The sequence below is a fragment of the Pseudooceanicola lipolyticus genome (assembly GCF_002786325.1).
GTDB classification, from domain to species: domain Bacteria; phylum Pseudomonadota; class Alphaproteobacteria; order Rhodobacterales; family Rhodobacteraceae; genus Pseudooceanicola_C; species Pseudooceanicola_C lipolyticus.
Genome location: NZ_PGTB01000014.1, coordinates 13,938 through 34,446, shown reverse-complemented (window position 1 = coordinate 34,446; position 20,509 = coordinate 13,938). Strand labels below are relative to the sequence as shown.

The 20,509-nt window shown below is 65.8% G+C and carries 22 protein-coding genes and 1 tRNA gene; 16 read left to right on the top strand and 7 right to left on the bottom strand.

From position 1 onward, the window contains the following. Positions 1–38: 38 nt before the first annotated feature. The 7 genes from CVM52_RS06845 to CVM52_RS06815 all read left to right on the top strand — a co-directional run bounded on the left by CVM52_RS06845 (position 39) and on the right by CVM52_RS06815 (position 6,968). Positions 39–1,355: an ATP-binding protein gene (locus CVM52_RS06845; protein ID WP_100161765.1), complete on the top strand. Its 1,317-nt coding sequence runs from the start codon at positions 39–41 to the stop codon at positions 1,353–1,355. Between the two features lie 172 nt (positions 1,356–1,527). After that, the gene (locus tag CVM52_RS06840; RefSeq protein ID WP_100161764.1) at positions 1,528–1,794 is read left to right on the top strand and encodes a hypothetical protein; all 267 of its coding nucleotides are present in this window, start codon (positions 1,528–1,530) and stop codon (positions 1,792–1,794) included. Next, positions 1,791–2,162: a hypothetical protein gene (locus CVM52_RS06835; protein WP_100161763.1), complete on the top strand. Its 372-nt coding sequence runs from the start codon at positions 1,791–1,793 to the stop codon at positions 2,160–2,162. The genes CVM52_RS06840 and CVM52_RS06835 overlap by 4 nt, the downstream gene beginning before the upstream one ends. Continuing rightward, the gene (locus CVM52_RS06830; protein WP_100161762.1) at positions 2,162–3,370 is read left to right on the top strand and encodes an SGNH/GDSL hydrolase family protein; all 1,209 of its coding nucleotides are present in this window, start codon (positions 2,162–2,164) and stop codon (positions 3,368–3,370) included. Before CVM52_RS06835 ends, CVM52_RS06830 begins: the two co-directional genes overlap by 1 nt. Beyond that, a complete protein-coding gene (locus CVM52_RS06825) occupies positions 3,370–3,570 on the top strand; it encodes a hypothetical protein (protein WP_100161761.1) in 201 nt (66 codons plus the stop codon). The genes CVM52_RS06830 and CVM52_RS06825 overlap by 1 nt, the downstream gene beginning before the upstream one ends. A 16-nt stretch (positions 3,571–3,586) precedes the next feature. Next, positions 3,587–4,708, top strand: coding sequence for a hypothetical protein (locus CVM52_RS06820; RefSeq protein WP_100161760.1), 1,122 nt, complete (start codon positions 3,587–3,589; stop codon positions 4,706–4,708). A gap of 28 nt (positions 4,709–4,736) precedes the next feature. Continuing rightward, positions 4,737–6,968, top strand: coding sequence for a hypothetical protein (locus CVM52_RS06815; protein WP_100161759.1), 2,232 nt, complete (start codon positions 4,737–4,739; stop codon positions 6,966–6,968). Here the strand turns inward: CVM52_RS06815 and CVM52_RS06810 are convergent. Further along, positions 6,955–7,845 (bottom strand): VPLPA-CTERM sorting domain-containing protein, encoded by an 891-nt coding sequence (locus tag CVM52_RS06810; protein ID WP_100161758.1) that lies wholly within the window; start codon positions 7,843–7,845, stop codon positions 6,955–6,957. The genes CVM52_RS06815 and CVM52_RS06810 overlap by 14 nt on opposite strands. Positions 7,846–8,027: 182 nt before the next feature. Beyond that, positions 8,028–8,104, bottom strand: a tRNA-Ile gene (locus CVM52_RS06805). Between the two features lie 125 nt (positions 8,105–8,229). Between CVM52_RS06805 and purM the strand changes: the two genes are divergently transcribed. The 3 genes from purM to rnd all read left to right on the top strand — a co-directional run bounded on the left by purM (position 8,230) and on the right by rnd (position 11,195). Beyond that, positions 8,230–9,279 carry a phosphoribosylformylglycinamidine cyclo-ligase gene (gene purM / locus CVM52_RS06800; RefSeq protein ID WP_100161757.1) on the top strand — a complete coding sequence of 350 codons (1,050 nt, stop codon included), beginning with the start codon at positions 8,230–8,232 and terminating at the stop codon, positions 9,277–9,279. Further along, positions 9,276–9,875, top strand: coding sequence for a phosphoribosylglycinamide formyltransferase (purN, locus tag CVM52_RS06795; RefSeq protein ID WP_100161756.1), 600 nt, complete (start codon positions 9,276–9,278; stop codon positions 9,873–9,875). The genes purM and purN overlap by 4 nt, the downstream gene beginning before the upstream one ends. A gap of 162 nt (positions 9,876–10,037) precedes the next feature. Beyond that, positions 10,038–11,195: a ribonuclease D gene (gene rnd / locus CVM52_RS06790; protein WP_100161755.1), complete on the top strand. Its 1,158-nt coding sequence runs from the start codon at positions 10,038–10,040 to the stop codon at positions 11,193–11,195. Between the two features lie 38 nt (positions 11,196–11,233). Here the strand turns inward: rnd and CVM52_RS06785 are convergent, their stop codons facing one another. Beyond that, complete coding sequence (locus tag CVM52_RS06785) at positions 11,234–11,749, bottom strand: hypothetical protein (RefSeq protein WP_100161754.1); 516 nt, start codon at positions 11,747–11,749, stop codon at positions 11,234–11,236. 131 nt (positions 11,750–11,880) lie between these two features. Between CVM52_RS06785 and CVM52_RS06780 the strand changes: the two genes are divergently transcribed. After that, complete coding sequence (locus CVM52_RS06780; RefSeq protein WP_100161753.1) at positions 11,881–12,291, top strand: SufE family protein; 411 nt, start codon at positions 11,881–11,883, stop codon at positions 12,289–12,291. Here CVM52_RS06780 and CVM52_RS06775 read toward each other — a convergent pair whose 3' ends face one another. Continuing rightward, positions 12,292–12,936: a DUF1638 domain-containing protein gene (locus tag CVM52_RS06775; RefSeq protein ID WP_100161752.1), complete on the bottom strand. Its 645-nt coding sequence runs from the start codon at positions 12,934–12,936 to the stop codon at positions 12,292–12,294. It abuts the gene before it with no gap. A 35-nt stretch (positions 12,937–12,971) separates the two neighbouring features. Beyond that, positions 12,972–13,670: a cobalamin B12-binding domain-containing protein gene (locus CVM52_RS06770; protein WP_100161751.1), complete on the bottom strand. Its 699-nt coding sequence runs from the start codon at positions 13,668–13,670 to the stop codon at positions 12,972–12,974. Positions 13,671–13,855: 185 nt separating this feature from the next. On the opposite strand from CVM52_RS06770, the gene CVM52_RS06765 reads away from it, so the two are divergent. Beyond that, positions 13,856–14,953 carry a PA0069 family radical SAM protein gene (locus CVM52_RS06765; RefSeq protein ID WP_240620886.1) on the top strand — a complete coding sequence of 366 codons (1,098 nt, stop codon included), beginning with the start codon at positions 13,856–13,858 and terminating at the stop codon, positions 14,951–14,953. A gap of 200 nt (positions 14,954–15,153) precedes the next feature. On the opposite strand, the gene bmt is transcribed toward CVM52_RS06765, so the two are convergent. After that, positions 15,154–16,173 carry a betaine--homocysteine S-methyltransferase gene (bmt, locus tag CVM52_RS06760; protein WP_100161750.1) on the bottom strand — a complete coding sequence of 340 codons (1,020 nt, stop codon included), beginning with the start codon at positions 16,171–16,173 and terminating at the stop codon, positions 15,154–15,156. Between the two features lie 97 nt (positions 16,174–16,270). Further along, positions 16,271–16,588: a DUF1476 domain-containing protein gene (locus CVM52_RS06755; RefSeq protein WP_100161749.1), complete on the bottom strand. Its 318-nt coding sequence runs from the start codon at positions 16,586–16,588 to the stop codon at positions 16,271–16,273. 164 nt (positions 16,589–16,752) lie between these two features. Between CVM52_RS06755 and purC the strand changes: the two genes are divergently transcribed. The 4 genes from purC (at position 16,753) to CVM52_RS06735 (ending at position 20,500) form a co-directional block, all read left to right on the top strand. Then, on the top strand, positions 16,753–17,514 hold the full coding sequence (purC, locus tag CVM52_RS06750; protein WP_100161748.1) for a phosphoribosylaminoimidazolesuccinocarboxamide synthase: 762 nt from the start codon (positions 16,753–16,755) through the stop codon (positions 17,512–17,514). A gap of 99 nt (positions 17,515–17,613) precedes the next feature. Beyond that, a complete protein-coding gene (gene purS, locus CVM52_RS06745; RefSeq protein ID WP_100161747.1) occupies positions 17,614–17,844 on the top strand; it encodes a phosphoribosylformylglycinamidine synthase subunit PurS in 231 nt (76 codons plus the stop codon). Positions 17,845–18,022: 178 nt separating this feature from the next. Further along, positions 18,023–18,691: a phosphoribosylformylglycinamidine synthase subunit PurQ gene (gene purQ, locus CVM52_RS06740; protein WP_100161746.1), complete on the top strand. Its 669-nt coding sequence runs from the start codon at positions 18,023–18,025 to the stop codon at positions 18,689–18,691. A gap of 36 nt (positions 18,692–18,727) precedes the next feature. Next, on the top strand, positions 18,728–20,500 hold the full coding sequence (locus tag CVM52_RS06735) for a sensor histidine kinase (RefSeq protein WP_100161745.1): 1,773 nt from the start codon (positions 18,728–18,730) through the stop codon (positions 20,498–20,500). The last annotated feature ends 9 nt before the right edge of the window (positions 20,501–20,509 follow it).

Below are 20,509 nucleotides of genomic sequence, written 5' to 3'. Positions count from 1 at the left end.
TTCCTCTTCTGTGATGCGCCCGCTAGGCTTAGCGCAAGATGTTCATGTGGCTCAAACACTATATGCCGCGCAGCCTTTACGGCCGCGCCGCGCTGATCCTGGTGCTGCCGGTGGTCGCGGTCCAGCTGGTCGTGTCCTTCCTGTTCATCCGCAACCACCTGGAGGATGTCACGACGCAGATGACCTTCAACGCGGTCAGCGCCATCGAGGTGGCGATGCAACGTGTCGCGGAGGCGGAAAGCGAAGCGCAGGCGCAGGCGCTGGCGGCGCCGACGCTGTCGGTGTTCGGGATGTCGCTGGAATTTCCCGGGCCCGGGGCGGTGCCGGCGCAGGATCTGATCGGCTGGGACGATTTTTCCGGCAGCGTGGTGCGCCGGGTGATCCGGTTGTACCGGCCCGAAACCCTTGCGGTGCTGCTGTTGGACAACAAGGAGATCGAGGTTTTTCTGCCGTCGAAATTCGGTCCGGCCGAGATCAGCTTCAACCGCCGGCGGGTGACGGTGACGGCGCCGCATCAGCTGATCGTGACGATGGTGTTCTTCGGGCTGCTGATGACGGTGATCGCCTTCCTGTACCTGCGCAACCAGCTGCGGCCGATCACCCGGCTGGCGCGCGCGGCGCAGGCCTTTGGCCGGGGCCGGGTGGTCCCCTATACCCCGGCGGGCGCCACCGAGGTGCGCGCCGCCGGCGGCGCGTTCCTGGACATGCGGGCGCGGATCGAGCGCCAGATCGAGCAGCGCACGCAGATGCTGTCGGGGGTCAGCCATGACCTGCGCACGCCGCTGACCCGGATGAAGCTGGGCCTGGCGATGATCGATGAAGACGAGGCCGAACCGCTGCTGCGCGACGTCGACGAGATGCAGCGCCTGCTGGACGCCTTTTTGGATTTCTCGCGCGGGGTGGCCGAGGGCGAGCCGGAAGAGGTGGATCCCGGCGCGCTGGTGGAACAGGCCGTCGAAGATGCCCGGCGCGGGGGGCGGGCCGTCACGCTGGCGGCGATGCAGGGCGAAGGCACGGTCATGCTGCGCCCGCTGTCGATGCGCCGCGCGGTCGAGAACCTGCTGGGCAACGCGGTGCGCTATGGCACGCAGGCGCGGGTGTCGGTGATCCTGACCGACAAGTCGCTGCGCATCCGGGTCGAGGATGACGGGCCGGGCATTCCCGCCGACCGGCGCGAGGAGGCGGTGAAACCGTTCACCCGGCTGGATCCGGCGCGCAACCAGAACCTGGGTGGCGGTGTCGGGCTGGGCCTGGCCATCGTCAACGATGTGGCCCGCGCCCATGGCGGTGTGCTGCGGCTGAGCCAGAGCGAGGATCTGGGCGGTCTCTGCGCCGATATCGTGATCGCGCGATAGTGCCCGGACCACCGTACGGCGGCTTAATCGGTTCTTGAGCCGCAACAGCCTAGGTTGATCCGTATCTGAACCGTCGTCCCGATCTGTCCCATCTGCCGGCCGCTCCGATCCCGGAGCGCCCGCACGGACGGGGGAGTGCCGGGGCGCGTCACGTGCGGAAAGGATCCTCGCCATGTCATCGACCGTCTACAGCCCGACCGGGCAATGGTCTGCCGGGGCGCGTTACACGGCGCCCGGCGATGTCGACGTGCTGATCAGCAACGCGGGCGGCGATACCGCGCATTTTGACGTGACCGCGGATGACACCGCGCCCGCGATCACGGTGGGGCAGGGCCATCCGGTGCAGCCGGGGACCAGCCGGGCGATGACGCTGAGGGCGGGCGAGCGGCTGTGGCTGGCCGGGCGCACCGTGGTCACGCTGGGTGTGCTGGCGCCATGATCGCCGGGATGCGGGCCGGCCGCTATCTTGCCGGGCGGTTCCAGGGGGGGCGGTTTTCGGGGCGCCGGGCCGAGGGCAGCTGGATAACGGCGGCGGTGGCGCCGGTGATGAGCGGGCCCGAGGCAGGTGCCCCCCTGGCCGCGGCCTTCCCGGCCTTCAGCCTCGATGCCGCGAATTACACGGTTCAGGGCGACCCCGAGGACAGCATCCTCGACGTGATCCGGGAATGGAGTCTGAACGGCGCCGCCTGGGCTAGTGAGGATTCGCCCTTTACCCAGGCGCCGGCGGGATTTGCCTTTCTCACCGCGCCGGGGGGCGCGTTCCTGACCGCGCCGGATGGCACCTATCTTGTTGAAAGGGCAACGTGATGGCCGGCACCTCAGCTTACGAAACCTATATACGCGACCGTGCCTATAGCCGGGTGATCGCGTCGGCCGGACGGACCGGGCGGTTCTACGGGCAAAACGGCAAGCCTTTCGTCACCGTCACCACCATTCCGGTGGCGGGGGGCACCGTCTATCCGGCGGCGTCGCTGCGGATCTCCGGGCTTCTGGCCAAGTTGGCGGCGACGGCAGGCTGGAATTTCCGCCTCCGCTTCATCCAGGGGGCGGCATCGGTCAACGTGCTGACCGCCTATATGGACGCGACGCGCAGCCATATCCCCTTCGCCACCGATCTCAAGCTGTCCTATGACCGCAAATGGGCCTTTGCCAAGTCGCGCACGCCGGCGATATTCGGCGAAGGCTCGCTCTCGGCCGGGATTCATTCGCTCTACAAGGTCGAAAGCAACAACCTGCCGGTCAATCTGTCGCCGCGCGGTCAGACGGCGGGGCCGGCCTTTGCCAGCTATAGCGCGCCGCCGACGGTGGAAACCGTGCTGATCGATTTTGCCAGCGCCTTCGAGATCGAACTGCAGATCGCGATTTCCGAAGGCGAATGCGCCGAGCTGCTGGATCTCACCATCGAGATGCTGTCGCACGGACCGGACGGGGTAAATTACGCCGCGCCGACGGCCACCTATTGTGCCGGTGACAGCCTGACCGAGGGCACCGGGGCGACCACTGGCACCGATGACTGGGTGACGTTGCTGGGCCAGCAGCGGCCGGGGCGGCCGCTGCTGAACACCGGGCTGGGCGGACAGAAGATCGAGAAGGTGATCGACCGGGTGCTGGACGATCCGGTGGCGGGGCGGCACTGGGACCTGATCCTGTGGGCCGGCACCAACGACGCCACCGGCGATGCGGCGCTGTGGTGGGGCACGATGCTGACCCAGTTGGAGCGCCTGTTCGCCTTTCGCGCGCCGGGCGCCAGGACCCTCATCTGCAACCTGCTCCCGTCGGAGGACTGGTTCACGCCGGGCGAGGTGGCGGCGGCGCTGCCCTCGGTCAATGCCAGCCTCGCGGCCCACGCCACCTATGGCCCGTTGGTCTGCGATCTCTACGCGGTGCTGGCCACCGATCCCGGCGGGCATGTGCCGGCCGCCTATCGCGCCGATGCGCTGCATCTGAACGGCACCGGCTATGGCGTGGTCAAGGACGCGATCGACGCCAAGATGACGGCGCTGGGCTGGGCCTGATGGCAACGCTCGACACCGTGATGCAGGGCGGCGATGTGCTGGCCTGCCGGGTTCGCGTGGTCTCGTCCAAGGGCCGGGTGCGGGTCTTTGCCATGGGACAGCGGGCGATTGCACCCGACCTGCCCGAGAATGCACTGAGCTTTGACGGCGACACGCTGGTTTTTGACGGCGTGCCGCTGGTTTTCACCATCACCGAATAGCCTGCGGAGATCGGATATGCCCGACACCATCGAACTGAATCCCGGCGGCGCCGGCAGCCTGAATATTGCCTTCAAGCTGCGCTACGAGGCCAACGAGAACACCAACGCCTTTACCGATGCCGACAAGGCCAAACTGGCGGGGCAGGAAACGGGCGCAACCGCCGACATGACCCCCGAAGAGGTACAGGGCGCCTATGACAGCCAGGTGCCGGTGATGTCCCAGGCCGAGGCCGAGGCAGGAGCCAGCACGGCGGTGCGTCAGGTCACCGCTCAGCGCATCGCCCATGCCATTGCCGCGCAGGTGGTGGGCGGTGGCGGCAATCTGGGGACCGACATGCGATTGAACGGTTTCGGCATCGGCTTTGCCGGGGCGAATGCCACCGGCGCGCAGATTGCCAGGTTGACGCCGGTCTGCCTGGACGGCGCGGCGCTGGCGATCGCGGTGTCCGAGGCGGATAAAACCGACAGGCTGCCCTGTATCGGCGTGGCCGCGGCCGATATCGCCGATGCGGCCAGCGGCGACGTGATCAGCTATGGCATGATCACCGCCGTCGACAGCGCCGCCTGGGCGGTTGGCGCACCGCTTTATGTCGGGTCGACCGGCGGCCTGACCGACACCGCCCCGGTGGATGCGGCGGTGCAGGAGGTGGCCCGGGTGGTCACGTCGGATCCGACCGACGGCGTGCTCTTCGTCAATATCCGTGCCGAGGGCCGGCCGATCGGGGCGCTGGGCACGGGCGAGGCGCTCACCGGCGCCGACCTGCTGCTGTTCGGCGATGCCTCGGCCGACCATGCGCCGGCAGCCCGGACGCTGGCCGATGTCCTGCTGGATCTCGGCAACTCGGGTGATCTGGGCACGCGAAGCTCGGGCACCGAAACGCTGGTCTTTTCCGCCGCGCGCCAGCAGCGCCTGACCAATGGCGGCGCCTTCGCCCTGGCGCCGCCCTCCACGGGCGAGGGGCGGATCACGTTGGAACTGGCCAATGGCGCCTCGGCCGGGGCGGTCACCCTGACGGGATGGGACAGCGTGACCGGCGCGACGCTGGACAGCACGCCGGGCAACCGCTTTCTCTGCGTGGTCACGGTGATCGGCGGGCAGAGCTATCTCGCTATCACCGCGCATTCCGGCAACGCCTGACCCCAATTCAGCACCTGCGAGGCCCCTCATGAGCATTCTCGGTGACACTCTCGGCAAATCCTTTTTGGGCAGCACCTGTATCCCGCTGGCGCCGCCCACCGCCGCGACCGGCAGCCCGGCGGAACTTTCCCCGGCGGCCTGGACCGTGCGCAACAGCGCCGCCAACAACAATTTCGAGATCGAGATTTTCGATCTGCCCGAGGGCCTGGATGTCGACATGCGCGCCGGGTCGGTGAACGAACCCTGGGAGGCCACCTCGCTCACCGGGCCGGGGCTGTTCGTGAACCCGCATGCGGTGCCGACCGGCGTGGCGATCAAGGTTTGGCTGCGCCTGCGCGACGCTGCGGGCGGCTATTCCGTGACCTCTTATTTCAAGCAGGTCACCGTGACGAACACCCAGGATCCGGCGATCACGGTGGGCCAGATCGGCGTCAATGTCACCTCGCTGAACGTGCCTTGGTCGACCGATACGGCGCAGGGGACGGGATTTGTCCTGGTTGATCAGGTGGCGGCACATTCCGGGGCCGAGGTGGCCGCCGGCGGCGGCGTCTACAGCGGCTCTGTCGCGGTCACGCAGGCGGGGACGCAGCCCGCTTTTGCGCCGTCGGGTCTGGCAGCCGAGACCGGCTATTTTGTTCATGTGGTGCATCGCGACGGGGCGCAATATTCCGATGTGGTCACCACACCGATCACCACGCAGGCGGCGCCTGCCGGCACCGTTGTCACCACGCCCGCCGAATTCTACGCGGCAATTTCCGATGGCGCCCGCAACATCCTGCTTCCGGACATGACCTGCACGGCCGCGGCGGGCTGGCGGCACCTTCTGCAAGCCGCGCCAGTCAAGGATTTCACCGGTGATCCGCTGACGATCCAGGCGCAGGACCCGGACAACCCCCCGGTATTTTACAGCGCCCAGCAGGACATGGCCGGGTGCCATCACGTCACCTGGCGCAACATCCGGGTGGAAAACGCCGGCAACATGACCAAGAATTATCCCGGCTGGTTTTTCGACGGCGGCGTGAATGGCGGGGTCGAGGAAAGCTGTTCGCATATCACGGTCGAATTTGTCAGCGCCTCCGGGCCGACTCCGGGCGATCTGAACGACACCACCAAGGATGCCAATTACGGATTCCATCTGGTGCGCTTTACCCGCTTTCGCAATCGCAATTCGCATTCGAATAAAATTCGATATTGCCATGTCGAAGATTGTTACGAGCTGTGCAACGGCATGAATGCCAGCGACAATTGGGAGGTCATCGGCAATACCGTCGAACGCTGGTATTTCGATTGCCTGCGCATTCTGGGCTGTCCCGAAGACTATTATGTCGAGGGTGACGCGCTGGTGGCCTATAACGATTTTGGCAGCTGCATCGGCCGATACGAGGAGATCGACAGCGCCTCGCCGCATCCCGATATCACCCAGATCTTCAATTCCGCCGAGGGTGCGCGCCCGGCGGTGCGCAATCTGCTGTTCTACCAGAACCGCTTTGCCCCCGGCCACTATCGCGGCATCAACGTGCAGGCCGGGCTGGCGCAATCGAAGCTGGTGAATGTCGGCTATGTCGAGAACCTGTGGACACCGCGCGGCAATACCCACGGCATCTCGATGGAGGATGGCGCCGACGGCGTGCTGATCGAGCGGCAGATCCTGTGCAATTCGAACCTCGGCGGCGGCAATACCGCGCTGCGCATCTATGACGCGACGGGCCAGGTTTTGGTCAAGGACAGCTTGTTCGTGGAACTGATCCTGGGCGATCAGATTTCACCGCCCCAGCCCAACGCCGCCAGCTTCGAGTTGGAGCTGATCAACAGCGCTTATCCGCTTGACTATGCGGACTTTACCGGACCGGGCGCGGTGCAGGGGGCGGCGGCGCAGCAGGCGGCGCTGACCCCCCGGTCCGACCTGAACGGACGCGGCGCGCTGACCCCCGGCGGGGCGTTCCGCAACCTGCCGCATGTGCCGATGAAGGCCAAGGCGCCGGCGCTGACCGCGCTGGGCGGCGGACAGGTGCGGATCGACAGCATCCGCGAACCCACGCTGATGTCGCCCAGGCAGGTCGCACAGGGCGGCACCGCCTATAGCCGCCGCGACCTGCGCTATTCCGCCAGCGGCCATGCCGGAAGCTGGACCGTGCTGGGCGATGTGGCCGAGGGCGACAGCGTGTCGCTCCCGGCCGGCGCGATGCAGGTTCAGACCCGGCTCTGGAACGCGGCGGGCCATGGGTTGTGGTCGGAGACGGCGGGGATCAGCGTGAGTTGAGGCGCCGCCGCACACCGAGTACCCCGAGCGCCCCCAGCAGCAGCACGCCACCGGCAGGGAGCGGGACCGGCACTGGCATCGGGGCGCCCAGCGTGACGGAGTGGATTTTTGCGATGCCCTGTGCCGTTTCCGAATAGTCATGATTGACGTAGTAGGCGGGGTTGCCGTTTAGATATTTTATTGGACTGGTCGGGGTATCGCAGGAATTGGGGTCAAGCTGGGCAGCAAAAGACAAAGCCTGAATATGCTCGGGACGGCAGGTGTCAGAGCTCCAAGTCGGGTTATTGCTATCAGGCATGTAGAAGGTCAGCGATTTCAAGTCGTTGAACTTGTATCCGAGATCGGCATCGCTGACCTGGGTCCTGAGTTGTTTTTGCGTGACGGATGTGATTGAAATAGTGCTGGATACCGTATTTCCATCTGTAGTCTCACCTACCAGAAACAGCATGTCCCACAATCCGTAAAGCGTTTGCGGAGAAGGATCTGAATAAGGGTCGTTGCCGACGCGCGGATAACGGTAGTATGTAAAATCTTGGGAGTTTGAGAGCTCCAAATCGAACTCTTGCAATGAAAAACTTGCGCCGTCGTCTCGTTCGAACTTTGCTGCTTTGAAATTCTCGCTGGTCCCGTAGGTAAATGCGAAGAGAACCAGGGAGCCATCTTCGTCATAGAACTGCGCGTATTCTGGATGAGACAAAGATGGTGTGACAGAGTAGCCGTTTTCTCTGTACTGCCAATTCCAGCCTTCGGGCCACTCATCAGACCTATCAGTGGGAAAGGCTTCGATGTACTGCTTTTTCAGGTCGTCGAAGTGAAGTGTTGCTGCGTTTACGTTCGTAGTGGCGCAGATAAAGGAAATAGCCCAAAAGGCTTTCATGATTGGTCCCCATTAACTTCCCAGAAATGAGATTATCGCGATTCTGTCGAAGTGATCTACTGAATTCACTGGGATGCGGGGCTAAATATTCACATGTAAAATTCTATTATTGTCTTGGGGTAGAATCACGATCAACCAAAGATTGCGCACTTTGACTGTCTGCGTCATGGGAAGGGTTAGTCTGGTAGGCCCGGCAGGACTTGAACCCGCAACCAAAGCGTTATGAGCGCTCTGCTCTAACCAATTGAGCTACAGGCCCGCCCGGCGCTCTGACTACGCAAGCGCGCGCGGGCGGTCAAGCGCGATGCGCGGGCCGCGTGTTCCGGGGCGTGGACTCCGCCTGCGACCTGCTCTATCGGGGGCGGGCACGGATCGGAGGCAGATATGAGCGACGCGCGCAAGAACGGCATGACCTATGCTGAGGCCGGAGTCGATATCGACGCGGGCAACGCGCTGGTGGACCGGATCAAGCCGGCAGCGGCGCGCACCCAGCGCCCCGGCACGATGAGCGGGCTGGGCGGGTTCGGCGCGCTGTTCGACCTGAAGGCGGCGGGATTTGCCGACCCGGTGCTGGTGGCGGCAACCGATGGCGTGGGCACCAAGCTGCGCATCGCCATCGATACCGGTCATGTGGATGGCGTCGGCATCGACCTGGTTGCCATGTGCGTGAACGACCTGGTCTGCCAGGGGGCCGAGCCGCTGTTCTTCCTGGACTATTTCGCCACCGGCAAGCTGGATATCGACAGCGCCGCGCGGGTGATCGAGGGCATTGCCACCGGCTGCGCCGAATCCGGCTGTGCGCTAATCGGCGGCGAAACCGCCGAGATGCCGGGCATGTACCCGGCCGGCGATTTCGACCTGGCGGGCTTTGCCGTCGGCGCGATGGAACGTGGCAGCGAACTGCCCGCCGGGGTGGCCGCGGGCGACGTGCTGCTGGGGCTGACCAGCAACGGGGTGCATTCCAACGGCTATTCGCTGGTGCGCCGGCTGGTCGAGACCTCGGGGCTGGGCTGGGAGGCCGACAGCCCGTTTGGCGGCGGGTCGCTGGGCGCGGCGCTGCTGGCGCCGACGCGGCTGTATGTCCGCCCGGTGCTGAAGGCGGTGAAGGCGGGGGGCGTACATGCGCTGGCCCATATCACCGGCGGCGGGCTGACCGAGAACCTGCCGCGGGTGCTGCCCGAGGGGCTGGGCGCACGGATCGACCTGGCGTCCTGGGAATTGCCACCGGTGTTCCGCTGGCTGGCCGAGACCGGCGGCATGGCGCAGGCGGAATTGCTGAAGACCTTCAATTGCGGCATCGGCATGATCGTGGTCTGCGCGCCGGACCGCGCCGACGCGCTGACCGCGCTGTTGACCGAGGCGGGCGAAACCGTCTGTCGCATCGGCGAGGTCGAGGCCGGGACAGGCGTCCGCTATGACGGGCAGGTCGCGTGAGCCGCAAGCGCGTCGCGATCCTGATCTCGGGCGGCGGGTCGAACATGCTGGCGCTGGTCGACAGCATGCAGGCCGCCGATCATCCGGCCGAACCCTGCCTGGTGCTGTCGAACAATCCCGGGGCCTCGGGGCTGGCGCGCGCCGCCGCGCGCGGCGTGGCAACGGCGGCGGTGGATCACCGGCCGTTCAAGGGCGACCGCGCGGCATTCGAGGCCGAGTTGATCAAACCGCTGCTGGCGGCGCAGCCCGACATCCTGTGCCTGGCCGGCTTCATGCGGGTGCTGACCGATGGGTTCGTGTCGCATTGGCAGGGGCGGATGCTGAACATCCACCCGTCGCTTTTGCCGAAATACAAGGGGCTGCACACCCATGCCCGCGCGTTGGAGGCCGGCGATGCCGAACATGGCTGCACCGTGCACGAGGTGACCGCGCGATTGGATGACGGCCCGATCCTGGGCCAGGCACGGGTGCCGGTGCGGGCCGGCGACACCCCCGAGACGCTGGCCGCGCGGGTGCTGGAACAGGAACACCGGCTGTACCCGGCGGTGCTGAAACGCTTTGCCCTGGGTCAGCGCGAGATGCTGGACCTGGTCTGACGCGTCGGGCCTTTGGCGCCACACCGCGCCGACACCTCGCGCCGCGGGCCACACCGGTCAAACCAAAGAGTGCCGGGCGCCCGCTTTCCTACCGGGCGCGATTGCAGTAACCTTGCCCGGATAACGCGGCGCGACAGCAAGAAACGACAGGCCAGAACCCGAATGAAAACTTTGACGACGACGGACGAGCTGGCGGCATTCTGCGCCGCGGCGGCCGAGGCCCCCTATGTGACCGTCGATACCGAATTTCTGCGCGAACGGACCTATTATTCGAAACTCTGCCTGGTGCAGCTGGCCTTGCCGGGCGAGGGCGATGACAACGCGGTGCTGGTCGATCCGCTGGCGGGCGAGCTGTCGCTGGACCCGCTGTATCAGCTGTTCCGCAACCGCGACGTGGTGAAGGTGTTCCATGCCGCGCGGCAGGATCTGGAAATCTTCTGGGTCGATGCCCAGGTGTTCCCCGAGCCGCTGTTCGACACCCAGGTGGCGGCGATGGTCTGCGGCTTTGGTGAGCAGGTGGGCTATGAAACCCTGGTGCGCAAGATCGCCCGCGCCTCGGTCGACAAGACCTCGCGGTTCACCGACTGGTCGCGCCGGCCGCTGTCGGAGGCACAGAAAGCCTATGCGCTGGCCGATGTCACCCATCTGCGCAAGATCTACGAATACCTGAATGCCGAGTTGGAAAAGTCCAACCGCAAACGCTGGGTCGAGGAAGAGCTGCAGACGCTGACCAATCCCGCCACTTACAGCGTGCTGCCGCACGAGGCCTGGCAGCGGGTCAAGACGCGCACCAATTCGCCGCGCTTCCTGGCGGTGGTGCGGGAACTGGCGGCCTTCCGCGAAAGCCACGCACAAGAGGCCAACGTGCCGCGCAGCCGGGTTTACAAGGATGACGCGCTGCTGGAACTGGCCTCGGCCAAACCGCGCCAGCCCGCCGACCTGGGCGGGTTGCGGCTGTTGCTGCGCGAGGCGCGGCGCGGGCCGATTGCCGATGGCATCCTGGCGGCGGTCGAGCGTGGGCTGAACTGCCCGCCCGACGAGTTGCCGAAACCCGACCGCAGCCGCGAGCGGTTGCAGGTGAACCCGGCGCTGGCCGATCTGCTGCGGGTGCTGCTGAAGGCCAAGGCCGAAAGCTCGGACGTGGCGCCGCGGCTGATCGCCTCCAGCGCCGATCTCGATGCGATTGCCGCGGGCGAACGCGACCTGCCGGCGCTGAGCGGCTGGCGCCGCGAGGTGTTCGGCGACGACGCGCTGAAACTCTGCGACGGCAAGATCGCACTTGCGGCCAACGGCTCGTCGGTGGTCACGGTCGGGCTGTAGCGGGGGACCCGGACCCGGGTTCGGGTCCGGGGCGCAACTCAGCGGCGGCGGGTCTCTCGCGCGTTGCCGGCGGCGACCACCCGGATCACCCGGATCCGCGCCAGTTCATCCAGCGTCAGGCTGTAAGCCTCATGGATGGTGCGGGAAAACTCGCTGCCCACCGGTGTCGCCTGATTGGGATAGAGCACCCGGAAGGAAAAGCTGAGCACCCCGTCGGTGGGCTCCAGCTCGGGATTGTCGGGCACCAGCCGCGCCTGGAAAGCACCCTGCCGCTCGGCAATGCCGGTGGCATGCACAATTGCGCCCGAGGTGGTGGGCTCGACATTCAGTTCGATCACGCTTGCGATCGGCACGCTGGCATCGGGGCGCTCCTCGCGCGCCAGGGCGCCACGGCGCTGCCGCGGGATCAGCGGGTTGGCCTCGGCATCGACCACTTCGACCGGCACGTCGCGGCTGTTGCCGAACCAGTTGCGCGGATTGACCCGCGAATCGCGCCAGCCGCAGCTTGCGGTGATCAGGCTGGCGATCAGGATCAGGGAAATGGATTTGCGCATGGCAGGCCGGGTCCTGTTTTTGTTTCCTCGGGGTTACCGTATCGAACCGGCCTTGAAAAGCGGCAAGCGGGGCTGGACAGGCGGGGAGGGGCGACATAGGTCAAGGCCAGAGAAGTTCCGAGGATACCGGCATGGCCAGCGCCGCCTTCGAAGAAATTGTCGAGGATTTCGAGTTCCTGGAGGACTGGGAAGACCGCTATCGCTATGTCATCGAAAAGGGCAAGGCGATGGAGCCGCTGCCCGACGCGCTGAAGGTGCCCGCCACCAAGGTAAACGGCTGCGCCAGCCAGGTCTGGCTGCACCCGCAGATCGAGGCGGGCCGGTTCCGCTTTGACGGCGAAAGCGACGCGATGATCGTGCGCGGGCTGATCGCGGTGCTGCGTGCGCTGTATAACGACCTGCCGGTCGCCGAGGTGCCCAAGGTCGATGCCCAGGGCGAATTGGCGCGTCTGGGCCTGAACGATCACCTGTCGGCGCAGCGCTCGAACGGGCTGCGGGCGATGATCCGGCGGATTTCCGATGTCGCCGCCGAGGCGGCCTGATCAGGCCCGCGCCGCGCGCTCGACGAATCCGGCCAGATCGCCATAGCCGGTCAGGCGGCGTTCGAAATCCAGGCCCAGCCGGCGGGCGCAGTCCTGCGCCTTGGCGGTCAGCGCCGCATCCTCGGTCTGGGCCAGGTAGACCAGCTTGTCGTAGTTGCCGAAATACATTGCCGCCAGCTCTGGATGACGGTCCAGCCCCAGCGGCGTCCAGACAAAGGCGTCGAACTGCCGGGCTAGGAAATCGGTCAGGTAAAAGGCGGTGATTTCACTTTCGCCATGCTCGGCAAAGCGTTGATTTCCCTCGAAGAAGGAATAGCAATGCGGGCCTGCGACCATCTCGACCCCCAGCGCGGCGCAGGCGGCCTGCAACTGGCCGCCGGTGCCGCAATCGGCATAGGCGACATAGATGGCGCGATAGGCCTGGCGGTGTTTCTCCACCGCCGCCCGCACCGCGGCGGTGATCTTTTCCGGGTGGTTGTGCAGGATCGCCGGCAGGCAGGTCAGGTCCAGATGCTCCCAGCCGCCGCGCGCCTTCAACAGCAGGATCTCGCGCGCCAGCGCACCGCAGGCGATCAGCAACACCCGGCCCCGGCCGGCCGGGGCCAGGCCGCGTTCGGTCAGAAGGTCGTCGTCGGGCAGGGTCATCGGCCCACCGCTCGGCGCCTGCCGGACGGCCCGGGTCAGGCGCTCATCTGGTTGTGCTTGCGGGCGACAAAGCTTTTCGCCGTCTCCACCGCCACCGCGGCATCGCGGCAATAGGCATCGGCGCCGATAGCGCGGCCGAATTCCTCGTTCAGCGGCGCGCCGCCCACCAGCACGATATAGTCATCGCGGATGCCCATTTCGACCATCGTGTCGATCACCACCTTCATGTAGGGCATGGTGGTGGTCAGCAGGGCGGACATGCCGAGGATGTCGGCATCTTCGCGCTTCAGCGCCTCGAGGTAGTTTTCCACCGGGTTGTTGATGCCCAGGTCGACAATCTCGAAACCGGCCCCCTCCATCATCATCGAGACCAGGTTCTTGCCGATGTCGTGGATGTCGCCCTTGACGGTGCCGATCACCATCTTGCCGACGCGCGGCGCGCCGGTTTCGGCCAGCAGCGGCTTGAGAATGGCCATGCCGGCCTTCATTGCATTGGCGGCCAGCAGCACTTCGGGCACGAAGAGAATGCCGTCGCGGAAATCCTGGCCGACGATGGTCATGCCGCCGACCAGCGCCTTGGTCAGCACGTCGTAGGGCGCCCAGCCGCGTTCCAGCAGGATGTTCACGCCCTCTTCGATCTCTTCCTTGAGACCGTCATAGAGGTCGTCGAACATTTGCTGGACCAGTTCCTCGTCGTCCAGTTCCGACAGGATGATCTCGTCTTCTTCCGACATGCGCGCGCTTCCTTGTCCGGGCGGGGCGGTGGCCTTCCTGAAGATCCTTTTGACCTGTCCGCTGCCGCCCCACTAGGAAATTTGCGACACTGGCCGTGCCTGTACCGACGCTTCGCTCAGATTGACCGGGTCCGGCACTGCCGATTTCAGCGACCGAACGGCCGACAATTGCACATGTTCCCGTTATGTTCTATATCGGGCAGATGGACTCGGATCTTCCCATCGACAAGGCGCGCCGCCGTGGCCGCGGGGCGGTCAGCAATGCCGCCGGCCGCTTTGAACCGGCGCGCAGCGAGGAGGGCGATGGCTGGGACATCCCCGAGGCGCGTCCGGGGTTCCGTACCGAGGTGCGCGCCGAAGCGCCGCGCAGCCTGATCACCTATAACAGTTCGCCCGATCTGCCCTTTGACCGCTCGATCAACCCTTATCGCGGCTGTGAACATGGCTGCATCTATTGTTTTGCCCGACCAACCCATGCCTATCTGGGCCTGTCGCCGGGGCTGGATTTCGAAACCCGGCTGGTGGCGCGGCCCGAGGCGGCGCAGGTGCTGCGGCGCGAGCTGCGATCGCGGAAGTATCAGGTGGCGCCGATTGCCATCGGCACCAATACCGACCCGTACCAGCCGATCGAGAAGGAGTGGCGCGTCACCCGGTCCTGCCTGGAGGTGTTGCAGGCGTTCCAGCATCCGGTGGCCATCGTCACCAAGGGCGCGCTGATCGAGCGGGACCTGGACATCCTGGCGCCGATGGCGGAGCAGGGGCTGCTGCGCGTCGGTATCTCGCTGACCACGCTGGACGCCGATCTGAGCCGCCGGATGGAGCCGCGCGCACCATCCCCGGCGCGACGGCTGCAGATGATCCGGCGGCTGAGCGCGGCGGGGGTGCCGGTGCGGGTGATGACCTCGCCCCTGGTGCCGGGGCTGACCGATCACGAGCTCGAGGCGCTGTTGCAGGCCGGGCAGGCGGCGGGGGCAAGCTCGGCCAGCTGGATCATGCTGCGCCTGCCGCTGGAGGTGTCGCCGCTGTGGCAGGAATGGCTGGCCGAACACGCGCCGGGCCGCGCCGGGCGCATCATGGCGCGGCTGCGCGAGATGCATGGCGGCAAGGATTACGACGCCCGCTGGGGCCACCGGATGCGGGGCGAGGGGCAATATGCCGAGATGGTGCAGCAACGATTCCGGCGCGCGGCCCGGCGGCTGGGCCTGGATGCGCCGCAGCCCAAGCTGAGATGCGATCTGTTCCGGGTGCCGGTGGAACGGGGCGACCAGCTGTCGCTGTTTTGATCGGAGGCTGGTTTGAAAATTAAAATTTTTAGTGGCTTGCCGCTCGTGTGACCGGAGCCGGGCCGAGGCCGGGCCCTGGCTGGGGCGGATCCTTCACTCGGCGTTCCGGTATATGCCCCAGCCCCTGCGTTCCTAAATCAGCACCATTTCTTCGGTGATATCGCCGCCCGCGCCACCGGTCAGCATGTCCTTTCCGCGCCTCAGCCGCGCCGACGGCGCCCACGGCTGCGCCGGTCGTTGCCCGGCGCGTCGTCGCCGGTGCCGTCGCTGGCCGAGGAAAACGCGCCCAGCATCGCGGCGATTTCTTCCAAGGTCGGCGCCGCGCCACGCGGGCGGGTGTCCAGGGCCTCGCGCATCTGTTCCAGATGCACCGGCAGGGTGCCACAGCAGCCGCCAATGATCTTGGCGCCGCTGTTGCGCGCCATCACCGCATATTCACCCATCAGTTCGGGCGTGCCGTCGTAATGGATATGCCCGTCGACATATTTCGGGATCCCGGCATTGCCCTTGGCGATGATCGGCCGGTCGCCGCCCTGCGCGGCAAACCCCAGCACGGTGCGCAGCAGGTCCGAGGCGCCAACGCCGCAATTGGCGCCATAGGCCAGCGGGGCCGGGTCCAGATCCTCGACCATCTTGGCCATATCGGCCGAGGTGACGCCCATCATGGTGCGCCCGGCGGTGTCAAAGCTCATGGTGCCGCACCAGGGCAGGCCGGCCAGGGCAAAGGCCTCGGCGGCGGCGCGGTATTCCTCCGGCGCGCTGATGGTTTCCAGCCACAGCACGTCGGCGCCGCCTTCCTTCAGCCCGTCGGCCTGTTCGTGGAACATTTCCACCGCCAGCGCGTGGCTCAGGCTGCCCACCGGCTCCATGATCTCGCCGGTCGGCCCGACCGAGCCGGCCACGATGACCTTGCGCCCGGCGCGGTCGGCGACCTCGCGGCCCAGCTCGGCGCCGACGCGCGACAATTCATGCACCCGCTTCTCGGCGCCGTGCAGCTTCAGCCGCGCGGCGGTGCCGCCGAAGGTGTTGGTCAGGAACAGGTCGCTGCCGGCATCGACCGCGCCCTGGTACAGCGCGGTGATCTTCTTCGGCTGTTCGGTGTTCCACAGCTCGGGCGCCTCGCCCGCAGCCAGCCCCATGTTGAACAGGGTGGTGCCGGTGGCGCCATCGGCCAGGATCACGTCATGGCTGTCCAGCATGTCGCGCAGCGCGTTGGTCATGGCTCAGCTCCTCGCTCGGGCCCCGTGGCAAGCGGCCCGCCCGGTGTGCGGGCGGGCCGGGTAAGTGGTGTTGGACGTCTGCCGCGACTGCGGCCCGTCAGCCGATCTCGGCCAGGATCTGCGCCTTCGCCTCGGGCATCAGCGCCTCCATCTTGGCGCGGACCACGTCGGCATCCGCCTTGCCGCCCAGATCCTTGACGACCTTGCGCACGACATCCTCGTGCCCGGCCTCCTCGAAATCGGCCAGCACGACGGATTTTGCGTAATCCGTCGCCTCGTCGCCGGTTTTGCCCAGCAATTCGGCGGCCCAGAGCCCCAGCAGCTTGTTGCGGCGCGCGACGGCCTTGAACATCATCTCTTCGTCATGCGCGAACTTGTTTTCGAAGGCGTTTTCGCGATCGTTGAATGTGGACATAACTCCCGCCCTTTTTGATAACCGGTGGTTGGAAACAGATATGCAGGTCCGTCGCCCCGGACGCAAGAGGCGGTACTCGGCTTGCGACACTGCGGACCTTCATCTATAGCGGCTCCACTGGTGCCAGGGACTCATCCCTGCCCGCGATCCTAGAAGGGTGTTTCATGGCGCGGCGCAAGAAAATATACGAAGGCAAGGCCAAGATCCTGTATGAAGGGCCCGAGCCGGGAACCATCGTCCAATATTTCAAGGACGATGCCACCGCGTTCAATGCTCAGAAAAAGGACGTGATCGAAGGCAAGGGCGTGTTGAACAACCGCCTGAGCGAGTTTTTCATGTCCGGGCTGAACCAGATCGGCGTGCCGACGCATTTTCTCAAGCGTCTGAACATGCGCGAGCAGTTGGTGCGCAGCTGCGAGATTATTCCGCTGGAAGTGATCGTGCGCAACTATGCCGCCGGCTCGTTTTCCAAGCGGCTGGGGATCGAGGAGGGCACGCAACTGCCGCGCCCGATCGTCGAATATTGCTACAAGGATGACAAGCTGGGCGACCCGCTGGTCACCGAGGAACATATCGCCGCCTTCGGCTGGGCCAGCCAGCAGGATATGGACGACATCCTCAGCCTGGCGCTGCGCGTCAACGATTTCCTCTCCGGCGTGATGCTGGCGGTGGGCATCCGGCTGATCGATTTCAAGATCGAGATCGGCCGCGTCTATGACGGCGATTTCATGCGCCTGATCGTGGCCGACGAGATCAGCCCGGACAGTTGCCGCCTGTGGGACATCGAATCCGGCCGCAAGCTGGACAAGGACGTGTTCCGCCGCGACCTGGGCAACCTGACCGATGCGTATTCCGAGGTGGCCCGCCGCCTCGGCGTGATGCCCAAGAACGCGACCCACATGGCCAAGCCCAAGCTGATCAACTGAGGCCGCCGCCGGCCCGTATCCGAACCCAATCTGCGCCGGCGCGGCTTGACTTCAAGCCGCCCCTGCGCAATCCACAGCCCGAAGCGAAGGGGGCCAATCATGCGCGCAACTGTCAGGGTGATGCTGAAAGACGGGGTTCTGGACCCGCAGGGCGAGGCGGTGCGCCACGCGCTGGGGGCCTTGGGCTTTGACGGCGTCAACGGCGTGCGGCAGGGCAAGGTGATCGAGCTGGACCTCGCCGAGGGCGCCACCGAGGCGCAGGTGACCGAGATGTGCGAGAAGCTGCTCGCCAACACGGTGATCGAAAGCTACAGCGTCGAGATGGGCTGAGGCCGCGCCGCAACTTGCAACGTGGTGAGCGTTCGACCGGTCTGGGCCGGGCAGGGCGGCCAAGCTTGGCTGGACTCGTCGCAATGATTGTGGTTTCTGCCGGTCATCCCGCCCCCGCAGGCCCAAGCGCAGAGGCGCAGTCCGGGCGCCGAGGGCCGCGATCCGAGAAGGAGCAGGCATGAAAGCAGCAGTGGTGGTGTTTCCGGGGTCGAATTGCGACCGGGATCTGGCGGTGGCCTTCGAGGCCGCAGGCGCCGATGTGACCATGGTCTGGCACAAGGACAGCGACCTGCCCAAGGACATCGATATTGTCGGCATTCCCGGTGGGTTCTCGTTTGGCGACTATCTCCGATGCGGCGCGATTGCCGCCCGCTCGCCGATCTGCCAGGCGGTGGTGGCCCATGCCGAACGCGGCGGCTATGCCATGGGCATCTGCAACGGCTTTCAGGTGCTGACCGAAACCGGCATCCTGCCCGGCGCATTGCTGCGCAACGCCAATCTGAAATACATCTGCAAGACAGTCGGCCTGAAGGTGGAAACCTCGGCCAGCGCCTTTACCGAGGGCTACAATGCCGGCGATGTTCTGGGCATCCCGATCGCCCATCACGACGGCAACTATTTTGCCGATGACGACACCATCGCGCGGCTGAAGGGCGAAGACCGGGTGGCCTTCACCTATACCGAAAATCCCAACGGGTCGCGGGACGATATCGCCGGCATCCTGTCGGCCAACCGGCGGGTGCTGGGGATGATGCCGCACCCGGAACGGGCGGCGGATGCGGGCCATGGCGGCACCGATGGGGCCGCGATGTTCCGCGCATTGACCGGGGTGCTTGCACCGGCATGACTTGAGCCCGGGCGCGCGCAGGCGTAGCCTTTGCTTATGCAGGAGCCGCGAAACAACAAACCGTCCAGCCTGATCTGGCCGCGCACCGACACCCTCAGTTGGCGGGTGCGGCTGGCCCTGCTTGTGTTGCTGGTGGCGGCGGTGGTGACGGTCTGGACCACCAACCGGATGCTGACCGACCGGTTCACCGAAAGCACCCGCAACCGCGCCGAGCTGCGGCTGGCGCTCTATGGCGGCAACCTGGTCAGCGAATTGCGCCGCAACGCCATCGTGCCGCAGCTGCTGGCGCGTGATCCGGCGCTGATCGGCGCGTTGAACTCGAACGATTACAGCCAGTCGACCCAGCGGCTGATCTCGTTTGTCGAAGAGATCAGCGCCGCCTCGCTGATGCTGCTGGATGGCGACGGGCGCACGGTGGCGGCAACCGATCGCAACCGGCTGGGGTCGATCCACCGCAGCGAGCCCTATTTCGTCAATGCTATCCGGTCGAGTTCCACGGTGTTTTCGGTTATTCCGCGCGAATCCGGTGGCTATCGCTTTACCTATTCCCGGCGCATGGAAGGCGCGAACGCGGCCCCCGGCGTAATCGTGGCCGAGGTCGACCTGGCCAAGTTCGAACGCGCCTGGGCGGGGATTTCCGACGCGGTGCTGGTGGTCGACAGCACCGGGCATATCGTGCTGGCCACCGAACCGCGCTGGCGCGGGCTGACCGAAGAGGCGGCGCTGGTGCGCCACACGCCGCAGAACGCCATCGAGCGGGCGATCCAGGCCACGGCCGACTGGACCAACCTGCCACCCGATACCTATATCCAGGGCGAGGCGGTGATGCGGATGGAGACGCGGATTCCCTTCCGCGGCTGGAAGATGACCTCGTTCACCACCTACAACTCGATCCGCGAGCGTGTGAACGGGGTGCTGGCGCTGGAGATCATGGGATTTGCCATCCTGCTGGCGCTGGCCTTCTACGCGCTCAGCCGCAAGACCGCGCTGCGCATGGCGCTGTTCCAGCGCGAGTCGGCAGAACTTCGCGCACTAAACGTCCGTCTGCAGCGGGAAATCGCCGAACGTGAACGGGTCCAGGAGACCCTCGCGGTGACCGAACAGAGCCTGGCGCAAAGCTCGAAACTGGCGGCGCTGGGCGAGATGTCGGCGGCCGTCAGCCACGAGCTGAACCAGCCGCTGGCGGCGATGAAAACCTACCTCGCCGGGGCCCGCCTGCTGCTGCGCCGGAACCGGCCGGAAGAGGCGCTGGCCTCGTTCGGGCGCATTGACGATCTAATTGAAAGAATGGGCGCCATCACCCGCCAGCTGAAAAGCTATGCCCGCAAGGGCGGCGAGAAATTTGCCCCTGTAAACATGGGCGATGCGCTGGCTTCGGCGCTTGGCATGATGGAGCCGCAACTGCGCCAGCGGCAGGTGCACATCACCCGGATCCTGCCGGATGAACCGGCGCTGGTGATGGGCGACAGGATGCGGCTGGAGCAGGTGATGGTGAACCTCTTGCGCAATGCGCTGGACGCCACCAAATCAGTGAATGACCCGGAGGTCGAGATCATACTCGCCGCGGGGCAGACGGTGACGTTGACCGTGCGTGACAATGGCGAAGGCATCGAGGATTTGGAGTCGCTTTTCGAACCGTTCTACACCACCAAGCAGCCGGGTGACGGCGTTGGCCTGGGGCTTGCCATTTCCTCGGGGATCGTGAACGACCACGGAGGCCGTCTGACCGCCCGCAACGGGCGCAGCGGCGGGGCGGTGTTCGAAATGCAGCTGCCGATACTGGAAGGCGGCCTGGAAGCCGCCGAATGACATGAGGTG